Raw genomic sequence first — 14,832 nt, 5'->3', positions numbered from 1 at the left:
TCGGCGTAGCGGCGGGGCATGCCCATGACCCCTAGCCAGTGCTGGATCAGGAACGTGCCGTGGAAGCCAAGGAACAGCATCCAGAAGTGGATCTTTCCGAGGCGCTCGTTGAGCATCTTGCCGGTGAATTTTGGCCACCAGAAGTAGAAGCCTGCGAACATCGCGAACACCACCGTGCCGAAGACCACGTAGTGGAAGTGCGCCACCACAAAGTAGGAGTCAGACACGTGGAAGTCCAGCGGCGGCGACGCCAGGATGATGCCGGTCAGGCCACCGAAGAGGAAGGTGATGAGGAAGCCCAGGCTCCACAGCATGGGAGTCTCGAACGTCAAGGACCCCCGCCACATGGTGCCGATCCAGTTGAAGAACTTCACGCCGGTGGGGACTGCGATGAGCATGGTCATGAAGGAGAAGAACGGCAGCAGGACCGAGCCGGTCACGTACATGTGGTGCGCCCACACGGTCATGGACAGGGCTGCGATGGAGATGGTGGCATAGATAAGGCCCTTGTAGCCGAAGATCGGCTTCCGGCTGAAGACCGGGAAGATCTCGGACACAATGCCGAAGAACGGCAGCGCGATGATGTACACCTCGGGATGGCCGAAAAACCAGAACAGGTGCTGCCACAGCACCGCGCCGCCGTTCTCCGGATCATAGATGTGTGCACCAAACTTGCGGTCGGCCCCCAGGGCAAACAGGGCCGCCGCGAGCGGCGGGAAGGCCATGATGACCAGGATGGACGTCACCAGGGCGTTCCAGGTGAAGATGGGCATCCGCCACATGGTCATGCCCGGAGCGCGCATGCAGATGATGGTGGTGATGAAGTTGACCGCACCCAGGATAGTGCCGAAGCCGGACAGCGCCAGGCCGAAGACCCACAGGTCACCGCCCACGCCGGGGGTGAACGTGGTGTTATTCAACGGCGCGTACGCGAACCAGCCGAACGCAGCAGCGCCCTGCGGGGTGATGAAGCCCGCGACGGCGATGGTGGAGCCGAAGAGGAAGAACCAGAAGGCCAGGGCGTTCAGCCGTGGGAACGCGACGTCGGGGGCACCGATCTGCAGCGGCATGATGAAGTTGGTGAAGCCGGCGAACAGCGGGGTGGCGAACATCAGCAGCATCATGGTGCCGTGCATCGTGAACAGCTGGTTGTACTGCTCCTTGGTCTGCAGGATCTGCATGCCAGGTTCGAAGAGCTCGGCCCGGATGAGCAGGGCCATAACGCCGGCCAGCATGAAGAACACAAATGAGGCGATCAGGTACATGTACCCGATGACCTTGTGGTCGGTGGAGGTGAGCCAGCCGACCACCATGGAGCCTTTACGCAGCGGTACCACCGGGGGAGCGGCCGTTGAAGCGGTCCCTAGTCGTGAATGTCCGGTGATGGCCATTTTTCACCTCACAGATTAGTCTGCACGGCATGGTTGGACCCTTTGCATGAGCCCCTAAGTGCAGGCTACTCACTTACGCGGCGTCCCGGAAGAGTCAGTGCAGGCCCATCGCGTTCCGGACCTCGTCCAGGATGTGGTGGACTGCGGTCTCCGCCGCCACAGCGTCACCGCGGGCCACCGCTGCCGCAACATCCTCGTGGGCCTGCAACGCTTCGTTCCGCGGCTTGAAGGGCATGAGACCCTGTTTGGTCCGGCTGGTGAGCACCTCGGCCACCATGCCTTCCAATGCGGTGAACATCTCGTTGCCACAGCTTTCGAGCAGCAGGCAGTGGAACTCGATGTCTACCGACAGGAACGCCTCGAGTTCGCCGGCTTCACCCAGCCGCCGCAGCTCTGCAGCCAGAAAAACCAGCCTGGCCCGTTCGGCCGCGCTCGCCCGGCGGGCAGCACCTGCAGCCGCAATCGGCTCGACGGCGATGCGCAGCTCCGTGAGGCTGCCGTACTGCTCGGCGCGGTTGGCCGATGCGAGGCGCCACCTCACCAGCTTGGGATCGTAAACGTTCCACAGCCCGCGCTCCTGCACCACGATGCCCACCCGCCGCCGTGAGTACACCAGGTTCATGGATTCGAGCACTTTCATAGTGTCCCGCGCGACAGTGCGGGAAATCCCGTACTCCAGCTGGATGCCCTCAAGCGTAAGCCGGCTTCCCGGTGGGAGGCTCCCGGATGCGATGGCGACGCCAACCGACTCCAGAACGCGTTCATGCATCGCGGGGGAAGCCCCGCCGTCGTCCGCGGTATCCGCGTGGTCCACTGTCGCCGTCGACATGTTTCCTGCCTCTCTATGCGCCGCAGCGCACTCACAGGATACCGAAGATTAAGCCAAAGGTATGACTTGTGACACTCAAAGATAGTATCTATGGCTCTAAATGGTGATACCTTATCTCCCGGCGCAGTTCCCTGTGAGGTGCGCTTAAAGCGTTCTTCACTTAGCCAACGGCGTCTTCGGAGGTAAACATGCAGTATCCAGCCACGCACCTGGTGGTGATGGGCGTTGCCGGTTCCGGCAAGTCCACCATTGCGGCAGCTCTTTCCCGGCAGCTTGGCTGGGCCTGTGCCGAAGCGGACGAGTTCCACACCCAGTCCAACATCGACAGGATGACCCAGGGCATTCCCCTGCAGGACGAGGACCGCTGGCCCTGGTTGCAGGAAATCCAGAACTGGATGAGCGCACATGCCGCTGCCGGGGAAAGCACCGTGCTCACCTGCTCTGCGCTCAAGCTCAGCTACCGCCGCCTGCTCTCCGAAGCACAGGGCCGGGTCCTGTTCATCCACCTCGACGGCGGCGCCGACCTGATCGGCCAGCGCATGCAGGGCCGCGAAGGCCATTTCATGCCGCCCACCCTCCTGCCCAGCCAGCTGGCCACCCTGGAACCTCTGACCGACCAGGAACTTGCCGCCGGCAGCCTCCGCCTGGACATCTCCAACTCCCCGGAAAAGATCGTCGCCGCCGTGCTGGCAGGCCTCACGCTTCCCGCCCAGGCGGAACTCACCGACTGCTGAGCCCGCCCAAATTTTCACAAACCCCAATAAATTCTGTTTCAAAGGAGAACCATGGTCATCGAAGGATGGACCCAGACGCTGGGCGCAGGCCCGCTGCTGCTCATCGCAACAGCAGCGATCGTCGTACTGCTGTTCCTGATCATCAAGCTGCGGATGCACGCGCTGATCGCCCTGATCGCGGTCAGCCTCGCGACGGCATTTTCCACCGGAATCCCTGCCAACCAGGTGGTACCGGTGCTGATAAACGGGTTCGGCACAACCCTGGGCACCGTGGCCCTCCTCGTTGGCCTGGGCGCAATGCTCGGCCGCATCGTTGAAACCAGCGGCGGTGCCAAAGTGCTGGCGGACTACCTGATCGGTGTCTTCGGTGAAAAGCGTGCCCCGTTCGCACTGGGCCTCGCCTCCCTGATCTTCGGCTTCCCCATCTTCTTCGACGCCGGCCTGGTAGTTATGCTGCCCGTGGTCTTCGCCGTGGCCCACCGCCTGGGCGGGGGAGTGCTGCGCTACGGCCTCCCGGCCGCCGGTGCATTCTCCGTGATGCACATCTTCCTGCCGCCGCACCCGGGTCCGGTCTCTGCTGCAGCCTTCTTTGATGCCAATATCGGCCTGGTCCTGATTGCCGGTCTCATCGCCGCCATCCCCACCTGGTATGTCACCGCCTACCTGTTCGGCCTTTGGACCGGCAAGAAACTGGTCCTCCCGGTACCGGAAATCCTGGGCCACGCCAGCGCCGAAGCCGAGGCCAACCCGCCGCGTTTCCGCACCATCATCGGCCTCCTGCTCCTGCCGCTCGTCCTGATCTTCATCAACACCGGCCTGAACACCCTCGCGTCCTCCGGCGTCCTGGACGCAGCCGTCAAGAAGGAACAGTGGTTCCAGGTCCTGCGCACCATCGGTGAAACCCCGGTGGCCCTGCTGATCGCCGTGCTCGTGGCCATGTTTGTGCTCGGTGCCCGCCGCGGCACCGAGGCCGGCGCCCTGGAGAAGCTGCTCGAATCCTCGCTGGGCCCGGTCTGCTCGGTCATCCTGATCACCGGCGCCGGCGGCATGTTCGGCGGCGTGCTCCGCGCGTCCGGCATCGGTGCCGCGCTGGCAGATGTCCTGGGCAACCTGGGCATCCCGCTGATCCTGGCCGGCTTCCTTATCGCCGCCATCCTGCGCATCGCCCAGGGTTCGGCAACCGTGGCCCTGACCACCACCGCGGGCCTTATCGCCCCGGCCGTAGCACTGGCGGGGCTGAACGGCATGCAGGTCGCCGCCCTGGTCATCGCCGTGGCGGCAGGCTCCGTGGTGGTCTCCCACGTCAACGACTCCGGCTTCTGGCTGGTGGGCCGTTTCTTCGGCATGGACGTCAAAACCACGCTGAAGACCTGGACCGTCATGGAAACGCTGATCGGTGTTATGGGCTTCGCCATCGCGGCCGTCATTTTCCTGCTCGCCGGCGTGGCGGGTTAGCGATCTGACTCCAGCCACGGCTGACGGAAGTACGACGGCGGGGCGTCCAGGGAAATTCTGGCCACCCCGCCGTCGTCGTCGTATTCCTGGGCGCCCCTACTTGCGGGGTTTGGCTGCTTTCGGCGCTTTGGGCGGGAGCTCCGCGACGTATTCGAAGGCCTTCCCCACCCAGGCCTTTGCCCGTGCATTGTCACCGTCGGCGTTCCACGTCTCGGGGAGTCCGGTGTAGCCGCCCATGGGCCGCTCCGCCGGGCCGAAAGGGACTGTCTGCTCGGTGCTTTCGAGCTCCTGCCGGTCGGCGTCGGAGAGCTTCACCCCGATGGTGGCGCCGAACAGGCCGGCGAACATGTTGCCGTTGACGAAGGCCCCCAGGTTGCCGAACATGGGCTTGACCACCACCTCAGGGTTGGCCGGCGCAACTGAGCGGAAGCGCTCCTTGGCTTCGTCGGACGCTTTGGCCATCTCCATGGTGGTTCTCCCAGGGTTGCGGTGTGATTCTTTGTGCAGCTTATGCCCGTTCGGGCGCCGGCGACAGAATTGGCTACCGCTAGGCTGGCAGGAGTCCGCACCCACTTCTCAGGTTCCCACCCCAACCAAAGGACATCCCTTGACCCAGCGCACCATTGTGATCACCGGCGCCAGCGACGGCATCGGCGCGGCAGTCGCGAAGACGCTGACGCAGGCAGGCGACCGGGTGGTCGTCGTCGGCCGTTCCGAGGAGAAGACCCAGGCCATCGCGAAGGAGCTCAACGCCGATTATTTCGTCAGCGACTTCGCCGACCTGGGCCAGGTCCGCACCCTCGCCGCGCAGCTGAAAGACGACTACGAACGGATCGATGTCCTGGCCAACAACGCCGGAGGCATCATGGGCAGGCACCAGCTCACGGTGGACGGCAACGAATCCACCTTCCAGATCAACCATCTGGCGCCGTTTTTGCTCACCACCGAGCTGATGGACGTCCTCACCGCCAGCAACGCCAAGGTCATCAACACGGCCAGCGCCGCCAACGGCTTCGGCAAATTGGATCTCTTCGACCTCAAATCGGAGCACAGCTACTCCACCAATCGCGCCTATGGCACGGCCAAACTCGCCAACATCCTCTTCACGTCCGAGCTGCACCGCCGCTTCGGCGAGCAGGGAATCACGACGGCGGCGTTCCACCCGGGCGTAGTCCGCACAAACTTCGCGGCAGCGTCCACCAGCCCCATGCGGCATGCCTACAAGACGCTGCTCAACCGTTTTATGCTCACCCCGGACCAGGGCGCCGACACCCTGCTCTGGCTCATCAACGGCACCGCCGGAACCGACTGGATCTCCGGCGCCTACTACGCCAAGCGCGCCCTGGCGAAGGCCAACGCACAGGCGTACGACGCCGAGCTGGCGCAGGGTCTGTGGGAGGCAAGTGAGGCGCTCGTCGCACGCTGAGCCGCTTTGCCGCGCCCTGTTGGATAGGCAGCTAAAACGGCCTAACCTAGAAACCGCAAGTATGCTTCCTATCCTTGAGGAGTGGTTTCGATGCGCAGTACTTCAGCGATTGGCCTGGCCGCAGCAAGCATTCTGGCCCTGGCGGCGTGCACAGGCGGAGAAGGCGGACAGAGCCCCTCACCCACAGGCACCGCCACCACCAGCGCGGCGGCAGCCGACAAGGTCTACAGCGACGATGAACTGCGCGAACTCATCGCCGGCATGCGGGATGCGGAAGGCAACGAACTAAAGCTCTATTCCCAGGACCAAGTGGCTCAGGGCAGCAACATCGCCAACCTGCTGCTGAGCACGGCGACGGTGGACCCTCAGGACTGCAAGTCCATCGCCACTGCCGGGCTCCTCGACAAGGTGGACAACGGCGACGTGGCAGTCGCCCTCTCCGAGAGCGCCCAGCCGCGCACTTTGTCGGCCCAGTCCGGCAGCGAAGGCCCTGACGCCGTCGAACTGCTCCAGGAAGTGAGCGCCAAGATGGACCAGTGCGCCAACTTCAGCGTCGAGGCACTGGGCCAGCGCTACGAGGTGTCCAGCGAGGAACTGCAGGCGGAAACGGATGGTGCGAAGACCTTCGCCACCCTGAGCATGGGCGGCCAGGGTACCAACGAGAAGCTGATGCAGGTCTCCGCTGCGGAGGGCAGGCTGCTGGTGGTGGCCACCAAGGGCGGGTCCGATCTGGGCGATGACGACCAGAAGGAGCTTGAGGACCTCGTGAACGAGGTTCTCGCCAAGGCCGACGGCGGCTCAGCTGCCTCCTCGCCGACCGGCACCTCGACCGGCTCCTCGACAGGCACGGCGAGCCCCACCTCGAGTGCATCGCCTACCGCCACCGAGGCGGAAGGGGACATGAGCCCCTCGCCGACAACAACGTCCACCAGCACACCGTAGGTTTTGCATAGAGGACGACGGCGGCACTCATGGGAGTGCCGACGTCGTCCTCTTTTTCGTTGCCCTTTATTGCGGCCGGGCCCGCTCGATATTGGAGGCGCTCACCGCCTGCCCCCGTGCGCTGACTCCTGCGACCACGCCGTCCACATCCGCCGCGGATCGGTTCTGGCTCAGCTTGGTCTTCGCCTCGATCCTGGTGATAACCAGTTCGAGGCCCACGATGGCGCGAAGCTGGCCCGAAATGTAGCGCTCCGGCGCATCGTCCACGCTCCATGGGTGCTCAAAGTCCGCTTCATTGACGTTGGTCAGCCGCCTGACCTGGCCTTCAATCCACGCCGGATCGTCATGGATCACGAGGGTGCCGTAAACGTGCGCCGTGGAGTAGTTCCACGTGGGGACCACGCGTCCGTGCTCGGCCTTGGACGCATACCAGGACGGCGATATGTAGGCGTCCGTGCCCTGGATGATCATCAGGGATTCCCCGATGGCCGGTTCGGACCACTGGGGGTTGTTCCTGGCGACGTGGGTGTGCAACGCGCCGCGTTCGCCCACCGAGGGGTCGTACACGAACGGCAGCAGCGTGGCGAGCAGGCCCTGTGAGGTCATGGTGACCAGGTTGGCTGCGCCCGGCCGGGTGAGTAGTTCCTGGACGGCGTCGGGGCCGGCGTCAAAATGGGCTGGCGTGTACATGGTGCTAATCCTTTGCAGGCTCGAGCTGCTTTGTGGCGGGGAGGACGGGCTGGAGGGCGGCGGGCTGAGGGGGCGCCGGCTTGAGCCTGACCCGTACCGCGGCGCCGGCGCAGAGGATGACGGCCAGGCCGCCCACGATGGTGCGCCACGTCAGCGACTCGCCGAGCAGGAGACCCGCCCAGCAGATGCTCAGCACAGGCTGCACAAGCTGGATCTGGCTGACCTGGGCCATGGGGCCGATGGCCAGGCCGCGGTACCAGGCAAAGAAGCCGAGGAACATGCTGACCACGCCGAGGTACGCAAAGGCCAACCACTGGACCGGTGTGCCCGACGGCGGCTGCTGCGCCACGGACACCGCCACCAGGAACACCATCAGCGGCGACGCCAGCAACAGCGCCCAGGACACGGTCTGCCAGGCGCCCAGCTCGCGGGCCAGCAGGCCACCTTCCGCATAGCCGATGGCCGCGGCCACCACTGCGCCGAGGAGCAGCAGGTCGGACCAGTGCAGCTGTCCGAACCCGCCGGACTGCAGGGATCCGAAGGCTATTGCGGCCAGCCCGCCCACGCCGGTGATGAGCCAGAACGCCAGCGGGGGATGCTCGCGCCCGCGCAGAACAGCCACGGTCGCCGTCGCGGCGGGCAACAGGGCGATCACCACGGCGCCGTGACTGGCCGGCGTGGTGGTGAGCGCGAAGGAGGTCAGCAGGGGAAACCCGACGACGATGCCGCCGGCCACCACGGCGAGGCGCGCCCACTGCGTGCCGTGGGGGAGCCGCTGCCGGGTGAGGGCGAGCGCGAAGGCGGCGAGGATGGCGGCTACCACCGCACGGCCTGACCCGATAAACAGCGGGGACAGGGACTCGACGGCCACCTTCGTGAACGGAACCGTGAAGGAGAAGGCCGCTACTCCGATGAGACCCCACCAGAGTCCGGTGGGCTGGCCGGACGGTATCACTGGCGGTAAAAGCGTAGTAGCGCTACTATTGTTTCTCATGAATAACGATAGCAGTTCCCGGATTGTGGCGCACCTGAAGAAATGGATTTCTTCGGCCGCGCCCGGTGCGAAGCTGCCGTCCACGCGCTCGCTGGTGGCCGAGTACCAGGCCAGTCCCGTCACGGTGCAGAAGGCCCTGCAGACGCTCTCGGCACAGGGGCTGATCGAGAGCCGGCCCGGCGTGGGGACCTTTGTGCGCGCCGTCCGGAGCGCCCGACCTTCCGATTACGGCTGGCAGACGGCGGCCCTCCGTTCGCCGCTGGCGCCGCCGCCGCCGGCGTCCAGCACCATGCGCAACGTGGCCAACGATGCCATCTCCTTCCACTCCGGCTACCCAGACCGCGAACTCCTGCCCGAGCGGCTGGTGCGGGCCGCCCTTGCCCGGGCAGCCCGCGGCGACGCTGCATTGTTCCGTCCGCCCGCAGCCGGCCTGCCGGAACTGCAATCGTGGTTCGCGCACGAACTCGGTGCCTCGACGCCGGCCGGGACCACTCCGCCGAACCCGAGCGACGTCGTCGTACTCCCTGGAAGTCAAAGCGGGCTGAGCTCCATTTTCAGCGCACTCGCCGGCCGCGGACAGCCGTTGCTGATGGAATCGCCGTCCTATTGGGGTGCCATCCTGGCCGCAGCGCAGGCCGGCGTGCGCATTGTCCCGGTGCCCAGCGGACCGGACGGACCGGACCCGGCCGAGCTGGCCCGCGCCTTTGAGGAGTCCGGCGCGCGGCTGTTCTATGCGCAGCCCAACTACGCCAACCCCACGGGCGCGCAGTGGTCTGCCGAACGGCGTGAACAGGTCCTGGACGTGGTCCGCGCGAAGGGGGCGTTCCTGGTGGAGGACGACTGGGCGCACGATTTCGGCATCACCTCCAACCCCGTGCCCGTCGCCTCCCGCGACGACTCCGGCCACGTGGTCTACCTGCGCTCGCTGACCAAGAGCGTGTCACCGTCGATCCGTGTCGCCGCGGTCATCGCCCGTGGTCCGGCGAGGGAGCGCATCCTGGCGGACCGGGCGGCGGAATCGATGTACGTCAGCGGGTTGCTCCAGGCGGCAGCGCTCGACGTCGTCACGCAGCCCGGATGGCAGACGCACCTCCGCAGCCTCCGCCACCAGCTCGAGTCGCGCCGTGACCTGCTGGTCACCAGCCTGCGCCAGCACGCCCCGCAGGCCCATATCGAGCAGGTGCCCAAGGGCGGCCTGAACCTGTGGGCGCGGCTGCCAGACGGGACCGACCTCGAACGGCTGACCCGCGACTGTGAAACCGCCGGGGTGATCATCGCCGGCGGCAACGAATGGTTCCCGGCCGAACCGGCAGGGCCGTTCATCCGGCTCAACTACTCGGGGACGAATCCGGGCGCCTTTCCTGAAGGCGCCCGGATCATCGGCCAGTCACTGGAACGGAACAGGGCCTAGGACTCAGCTGGCCAGTTCGGCGCAGACGTCAACCACTGTGCCGGTACCGGTGAACATGCCTCCGCGTTCGGTTCCGTCGGCGTTGAGGGTCCAGTTGACGGTACCGATGGTGAAGTACACCCCCAGAGGATGCCCGTTTGCCTTAGGAACGGTGATGATGTTGCGTCCCGTCGCGGTAACGTACTGGCCGCCATCGGAGGCTGGCTTAATGTGGGTCACGCCCGAGGCGCCCTCGTAGGTTATGGATTCCCCTGATTTTGCCGTGAGAGTGACAGTCAAGCCCGGCCAGATGATCTTGGCTCGGTCACCGGGCAGGTCGATAACCCCGACCTTGCCATCAGCCGTCACCAACACTTTGAAGCCCGGGCATGACTCGTAGTATGAGACTGCAATCGGTTGGGGAGCAGCGGCGGCAATAGCCGGGTGGGCGGGCGCGACGAGGGCACCTGCTGCAAGGGCAGACAAGGCCAAGCTGCGAGTAATGCTGCTGGTTTTCATGGGATTTCCTTTCGGACGTATTTCGGGTTGGTTTTCTCAGCGTGGCCCGCAGGGCTTAACCGGTCCTTAATCGCCCGCGGACTACTGGACCCTTCGCCTGCCTCGGGAGCATGATGGGGTTGTTGTGGCCGGAATTTCCAGGCCGCATCGGGTGTCAGGGCGGGCGCTATGGGGTCGCTGGTCGATGAGCTCCGCGGTACCGGGCCGACCAGGTCCGGGCCAGCGGCCGGTCGGTGAGGGGTGCTTGGCGATGGGCGCATTGTGGATCAGGACCCTGGGCCCGCTGGAAGTTGTTGCCGACGGGGCGCCGGTCATTGTGGGCAGGGGGAAGCTGCGGATCGTTCTTGAATGCCTGGCCCTGCGGGCAAACTCGGTGGTCTCCACTGACTTCCTGACTGAAGCCGTCTGGGACGGCCGCCCGCCCGCGCGGCCGGGCCTGCAGCTGCAGGTGTACGCTGCCAACCTGCGGCGCCTGCTCCAACCGGACCGGTCCAAGGGGGTTGCTACCCAGCGCCTGGCAAGCCGGCCGGGCGGTTACCTGCTGACAGTCACCGAGGACGAGCTCGACCTCCTGCAGTTCCGCGAACACGTCACCGCCGGTGAACTGGCCGTGCAGGCAGGGGATTTGGCCGGAGGCACCGAATATCTGCGCCAGGCTGTAGAGCTCTTCAAAGGGGCCGCTTTCCCGGACCTTGCCGACGTCGAGCTTCTGCGCCCGGACCTGGACGCACTGGAGGAAGCCCGGCTGGACGCGCACCAAGACCTCATCGACGTAGAGCTCGCTTTGGGCCGACACGGCACTTTGGTGGGGGAGCTGCAGCGGCTCGTGTCCCGGCATCCATACCGGGAGCGACTGTGGGCCTCACTTGCGCTCGCCTTGTACCGCTCTGACCGGCAGGCCGATGCTTTGGCGGCATGCCGTCAAGCGCGGAGCATCTTCGTCGAGGAACTGGGTATTGATCCCGGTGCACGCCTCCAGGAACTGGAAGGCCAGGTCCTTCGGCAGGAAGCCTTGCTTGCGGCCCCCGCCGCTGACGGACACCGCAGGATCAGGCAACGGCTGGACAACCTCCCGGCCGAACTCACCCCGTTCGTCGGGCGGGATGCAGAGGTAAGAGAGCTGTGCTCAATGTATGCCGCGGAGGGGTGCAGGCTGGTTACCGTAACGGGCGCCGGCGGGACCGGCAAGACCAGATTGGCCTTGGCAGCAGCGGCCCAGCTCGGTGAGCGAATGGCCGACGGCGTGGGCTGGGTCAATTTCGCACCGCTCACCCAGACTCAACAAGTGCCGGCCGCCATAGTTGCTGCGCTCGGCTTGCAGGACCGGGCCGGAGAAGACCCGCTGAAGGTCGCGGCTCGCTTCTTACACTCGCGCCGGCTGTTGTTGGTTTTGGACAACTTCGAACATCTGGAGGAGGCGTGGCCGGTGGTGCTTGGCATGCTCACCGCCGCCCCCGACCTGCGGATCATGACCACCAGCCGACGAAGACTTGGACTGCGCGCCGAATACGAATATGAGCTCGCACCGTTGGCTCTGCCCCCGATTGACCAGCCCCTCCCGCCGCCACTGCTACGGGAGGTGCCGGCCGTGAAGCTGCTCCTGGCCCGTGGCCGGGCAGTCCGTCCGCATTTCGATCTCGACCACGGCAACGCGGCTGTTCTGACCCGTCTGTGCCACCGCCTGGACGGCCTTCCGCTGGCAATCGAACTGGCAGCCGCCCAGTTGCGGGATCGCAGTGAGACTGAGCTCCTGGACGACTTGGAGGTCAGCCTTGCCGCGCTGCCGGCAGCCTTCCGCGACCTTCCGGACCGCCAGCGGACAGTCACGGCCACGATCGAGTGGAGCCACCAGCTGTTGCGTAAGGCTGAGCGGCGGCTGTTCGATCAGCTCGGCGTCTTCGCTGGCGATCCGACTATGGCGGCAGTCAATAGCATCTGTGCTCAGCCTCCGGGCACGGAAACGATGCCTGAAGACTTGCTCATCTCCCTAGCCCGCCATAGCCTGTTGCATCGCTATACCGATCCCGCGGGACAAATCCGCGTGTCGATGCTGCATTCGATTCGCGAGTTTGCCCGTGACCGGCTCCGGGTGCTCAACGATGTGTCGGCCGTTCGGCGCCGGCATGCTGAGTACTACCTCGGCCTCGCTGAGTCTGTCGGCCCACAGCTGTGGGGGCGCGAGCAAGTGGACGCCTTCCGGCTGCTGAATGCTGATACACCCGATTTGCGCGCCGCACTGTTGTGGGCAACGGGGCCGGATGGCTCCACGGACCTGGCGCTTCGAATGGTCGGGCAACTCTGGCATTACTGGGAGCTCACCGAGGACGTGGCCGAGCAATGCGAGATCGCCCTCAAGCTGGTCGCGGGCGCACCCGACGCTCCACCTTCGCTCCAAGCCCCTGCACTCAGTGGAGCAGCGACTCTGTGTTGGCTCCTCGGTCGCAACGACGCGGCGGCCGACCTTCACCACCGCGCGCTTGAGGCATTCCAGAGGGCTGGCAACGAAGAAGGCGCCGCCTGGACCACGATGTGCCTGGCCGTGCAGGCGATGGAGCTCAACGACGCCGTCACCGCCCACCAACTCGCTGCCGAAGCATTGGCCATACCTCATGCCAGCCCCCGGACTCGCGCTGCCGCATTCGTTGTTCTGGAGCGGTTAGCCTTCTACGCCGGTGACCACGCGCGAGCCCTTGACCTGAGTCGCGAGAGCGTCAGGCTTGTACGACCGCTCGGCGATCGATGGGCCCTCGGGGTGGTTTTGACTAACCTGGCCGAAAACGCAGAGCGGGCCGGCGAATACGACGCCGCGGAGCGGCTGCTCCTCGAGGCGGTCGACGCCGGATTCGAGTTGGGTGCACAGGGCAACCTCGTGGGTTTCCTCGAGTCATTGGCCGGCGTCTACGTGGCCGGGCATGGCGTCGAGCTTGCTATTCGCGTGCTGGCGGCCGCCGACTCCTACCGCACCGACCGGGGCATTCCGCTCCACCCTGCAGAACAGCACCGCATCGAATCGATCATTACCAGGGCGCGCTCCGAGGCCGGTGCGATCGGTTTCGGCCTGGCCTGGACGGCCGGGCAGGCTCTGACCCTCACCCAGATCGTCAAGGACTTGCTCCGCACCAGGCAAGAGGGCAGGCAGCAGGAATCCGTCGCCGACCAGCACATTCATTCACGTTCTGACCAATCTGCAGAAAGTGCCCTGAGCGCGGCGCCGTGGTGACGGCCGCGTTTGCCCGTTATTCGCCCAGCAGGCCGTAGGTGCTGATGACGTTGCCCTTCGTGGTCCGGTACTGGTCCTTCAGGGCGAGCCGCGTCACGGGGTCCCCGTCCTCGAACAGCTTACTGCCGCTGCCGGCCACCACAGGGTGGGTCATCAGGGTCAGCTCGTCCAGCAGCCCGGCGAACAGCAATTGGCGCACCACCGAAATGCTGCCGGTCACGGCGATCTCGCCGCCGTCGCGCGCTTTCAGGCCGGCCACGAATTCCTCCAGCGGTCCCTCGATCAGGTGCGAGTTCTGCCACTCGAGCGGCTCGGACAGGGTCCGGGAGGCCACAAACTTCTCCACCGGGTTGATGAAGCCGGCGAAGTCATTGTCCGCGGTGGCTGTTGGCCAGTAGCCGGCCCACTCCTGGTAACTCACGCGGCCCAGCACCACGGTGTCCACGCGTTCCATCATGCCGGTCAGGCCCTTGCCGAGGTCGTCGTCGAAGCTGTCGAACTGCCATCGGAATGGGTCTGACACCACGCCATCAACGGAGTGGAACAGGCCGGACGTGACTTTGCGCATAAGGTCCTCCAAGGTCAAGGTCAAGGGCAGATGGCATCCACAGTATTGGCTGTGCCCTTAGTGCGGAAGCCCCAGCCGGTGCATGAGCCTGTCGAAACCCTGGATCACGATGGGCTTTATCACCGGCCCCAACCTGGCCGCAGTTACGTTCGTCACCACCGCCTGCGTGTTGCGCAAATCTACGGACCGGCAGCCGCATACTGGTGTTCATGCGGCCTCTCGCCGCACCCCGGCCAGACAGGAGGAAATGCATGGAAACCCTGAAGAAAATCCTACGCAACCAGTACTTCCCGGCGGCCGCGGTGCTGACGGCAGTGTTGCTGTTCTGGGTGATTGCCATGTTCGGCGGGCTCTCGCTGCTGAACAACAACCAGCCGCCCATGGCCACCCTGACCTGGATGCTGTTCGTCTACGCCGCGGCTGTCCTGACGCCGCTGGCAGGCGTCCTGGCCGGCATGGACCTGGTCCGCCGCTGGCGCCGCAACCGCATGTACGCGTTGGTTGAGTTGGAGCAGCCCGCCGAGCCTGAAGCCCCGAAGCAGTCCGCCCCCAAACAGCCCGCGCAGCACCGCCCGGTCACTCAGCAGCAGCCTGTGAAACGCCATCCGGTGCAGCAGCAGCCCGGCAAGAAGCAGCCGGCTCAAACGAAGCAGCGAAAAAAAGCGGCGTAGCCG

General features: G+C 65.4%; 14 protein-coding genes. 7 read left to right on the top strand and 7 right to left on the bottom strand.

The genetic code is table 11. From position 1 onward, the window contains the following. A partial coding sequence (locus DAD99_RS03375) for a cbb3-type cytochrome c oxidase subunit I (RefSeq protein ID WP_193340324.1) occupies positions 1–1,391 on the bottom strand: 1,391 nt, incomplete at its 3' end. Between the two features lie 94 nt (positions 1,392–1,485). After that, positions 1,486–2,220, bottom strand: a complete 735-nt coding sequence (locus tag DAD99_RS03370; RefSeq protein ID WP_193340323.1) for a FadR/GntR family transcriptional regulator — start codon at positions 2,218–2,220, stop codon at positions 1,486–1,488. 188 nt (positions 2,221–2,408) lie between these two features. On the opposite strand from DAD99_RS03370, the gene DAD99_RS03365 reads away from it, so the two are divergent. Then, positions 2,409–2,954, top strand: a complete 546-nt coding sequence (locus DAD99_RS03365) for a gluconokinase (protein ID WP_193340322.1) — start codon at positions 2,409–2,411, stop codon at positions 2,952–2,954. Between the two features lie 51 nt (positions 2,955–3,005). Next, the gene (locus DAD99_RS03360; RefSeq protein ID WP_193340321.1) at positions 3,006–4,409 is read left to right on the top strand and encodes a GntP family permease; all 1,404 of its coding nucleotides are present in this window, start codon (positions 3,006–3,008) and stop codon (positions 4,407–4,409) included. A 96-nt stretch (positions 4,410–4,505) separates the two neighbouring features. Here the strand turns inward: DAD99_RS03360 and DAD99_RS03355 are convergent, their stop codons facing one another. Then, positions 4,506–4,877 (bottom strand): TfoX/Sxy family protein, encoded by a 372-nt coding sequence (locus tag DAD99_RS03355; RefSeq protein WP_193340320.1) that lies wholly within the window; start codon positions 4,875–4,877, stop codon positions 4,506–4,508. Positions 4,878–5,016: 139 nt separating this feature from the next. Here DAD99_RS03355 and DAD99_RS03350 point away from each other — a divergent pair, with 139 nt between their 5' ends. Together DAD99_RS03350 and DAD99_RS03345 are read left to right on the top strand one after the other, a co-directional pair. Next, a complete protein-coding gene (locus tag DAD99_RS03350) occupies positions 5,017–5,835 on the top strand; it encodes an SDR family NAD(P)-dependent oxidoreductase (RefSeq protein ID WP_193340319.1) in 819 nt (272 codons plus the stop codon). Positions 5,836–5,925: 90 nt separating this feature from the next. Beyond that, positions 5,926–6,777: a hypothetical protein gene (locus DAD99_RS03345; RefSeq protein WP_227007563.1), complete on the top strand. Its 852-nt coding sequence runs from the start codon at positions 5,926–5,928 to the stop codon at positions 6,775–6,777. A gap of 66 nt (positions 6,778–6,843) precedes the next feature. On the opposite strand, the gene DAD99_RS03340 is transcribed toward DAD99_RS03345, so the two are convergent. Together DAD99_RS03340 and DAD99_RS03335 are read right to left on the bottom strand one after the other, a co-directional pair. Further along, positions 6,844–7,467: an FMN-binding negative transcriptional regulator gene (locus DAD99_RS03340; protein WP_193340318.1), complete on the bottom strand. Its 624-nt coding sequence runs from the start codon at positions 7,465–7,467 to the stop codon at positions 6,844–6,846. 4 nt (positions 7,468–7,471) lie between these two features. Beyond that, positions 7,472–8,461 carry a DMT family transporter gene (locus tag DAD99_RS03335; protein WP_193340317.1) on the bottom strand — a complete coding sequence of 330 codons (990 nt, stop codon included), beginning with the start codon at positions 8,459–8,461 and terminating at the stop codon, positions 7,472–7,474. On the opposite strand from DAD99_RS03335, the gene DAD99_RS03330 reads away from it, so the two are divergent. Continuing rightward, positions 8,460–9,872, top strand: a complete 1,413-nt coding sequence (locus tag DAD99_RS03330; RefSeq protein WP_193340316.1) for a PLP-dependent aminotransferase family protein — start codon at positions 8,460–8,462, stop codon at positions 9,870–9,872. The genes DAD99_RS03335 and DAD99_RS03330 overlap by 2 nt on opposite strands. 3 nt (positions 9,873–9,875) lie before the next feature. On the opposite strand, the gene DAD99_RS03325 is transcribed toward DAD99_RS03330, so the two are convergent. Next, positions 9,876–10,370, bottom strand: coding sequence for a hypothetical protein (locus tag DAD99_RS03325; protein ID WP_185262868.1), 495 nt, complete (start codon positions 10,368–10,370; stop codon positions 9,876–9,878). A 250-nt stretch (positions 10,371–10,620) separates the two neighbouring features. On the opposite strand from DAD99_RS03325, the gene DAD99_RS03320 reads away from it, so the two are divergent. Then, complete coding sequence (locus tag DAD99_RS03320; RefSeq protein WP_193340315.1) at positions 10,621–13,590, top strand: BTAD domain-containing putative transcriptional regulator; 2,970 nt, start codon at positions 10,621–10,623, stop codon at positions 13,588–13,590. A gap of 16 nt (positions 13,591–13,606) precedes the next feature. Here the strand turns inward: DAD99_RS03320 and DAD99_RS03315 are convergent, their stop codons facing one another. Then, positions 13,607–14,158 (bottom strand): dihydrofolate reductase family protein, encoded by a 552-nt coding sequence (locus tag DAD99_RS03315; RefSeq protein ID WP_193340340.1) that lies wholly within the window; start codon positions 14,156–14,158, stop codon positions 13,607–13,609. A gap of 251 nt (positions 14,159–14,409) precedes the next feature. Between DAD99_RS03315 and DAD99_RS03310 the strand changes: the two genes are divergently transcribed. Beyond that, a complete protein-coding gene (locus tag DAD99_RS03310) occupies positions 14,410–14,829 on the top strand; it encodes a hypothetical protein (RefSeq protein ID WP_193340314.1) in 420 nt (139 codons plus the stop codon). The last annotated feature ends 3 nt before the right edge of the window (positions 14,830–14,832 follow it).

This window comes from Pseudarthrobacter sp. AB1 (assembly GCF_014926485.1).
Lineage (GTDB): Bacteria > Actinomycetota > Actinomycetes > Actinomycetales > Micrococcaceae > Arthrobacter.
Note: the sequence above shows the minus strand (reverse complement) of the source record. Positions and strands in the feature narration are given on the sequence as shown.

What these genes read in the sequence shown, in the direction of transcription:
- DAD99_RS03370 (WP_193340323.1), bottom strand. Translation starts at nt 2,220, where the DNA reads ATGTCGACGGCGACAGTGGACCACGCGGATACCGCGGACGACGGCGGG.
- DAD99_RS03365 (WP_193340322.1), top strand. Translation starts at nt 2,409, where the DNA reads ATGCAGTATCCAGCCACGCACCTGGTGGTGATGGGCGTTGCCGGTTCC.
- DAD99_RS03360 (WP_193340321.1), top strand. Translation starts at nt 3,006, where the DNA reads ATGGTCATCGAAGGATGGACCCAGACGCTGGGCGCAGGCCCGCTGCTG.
- DAD99_RS03355 (WP_193340320.1), bottom strand. Translation starts at nt 4,877, where the DNA reads ATGGAGATGGCCAAAGCGTCCGACGAAGCCAAGGAGCGCTTCCGCTCA.
- DAD99_RS03345 (WP_227007563.1), top strand. Translation starts at nt 5,926, where the DNA reads ATGCGCAGTACTTCAGCGATTGGCCTGGCCGCAGCAAGCATTCTGGCC.
- DAD99_RS03340 (WP_193340318.1), bottom strand. Translation starts at nt 7,467, where the DNA reads ATGTACACGCCAGCCCATTTTGACGCCGGCCCCGACGCCGTCCAGGAA.
- DAD99_RS03330 (WP_193340316.1), top strand. Translation starts at nt 8,460, where the DNA reads ATGAATAACGATAGCAGTTCCCGGATTGTGGCGCACCTGAAGAAATGG.
- DAD99_RS03335 (WP_193340317.1), bottom strand. Translation starts at nt 8,461, where the DNA reads ATGAGAAACAATAGTAGCGCTACTACGCTTTTACCGCCAGTGATACCG.
- DAD99_RS03325 (WP_185262868.1), bottom strand. Translation starts at nt 10,370, where the DNA reads ATGAAAACCAGCAGCATTACTCGCAGCTTGGCCTTGTCTGCCCTTGCA.
- DAD99_RS03320 (WP_193340315.1), top strand. Translation starts at nt 10,621, where the DNA reads ATGGGCGCATTGTGGATCAGGACCCTGGGCCCGCTGGAAGTTGTTGCC.
- DAD99_RS03315 (WP_193340340.1), bottom strand. Translation starts at nt 14,158, where the DNA reads ATGCGCAAAGTCACGTCCGGCCTGTTCCACTCCGTTGATGGCGTGGTG.
- DAD99_RS03310 (WP_193340314.1), top strand. Translation starts at nt 14,410, where the DNA reads ATGGAAACCCTGAAGAAAATCCTACGCAACCAGTACTTCCCGGCGGCC.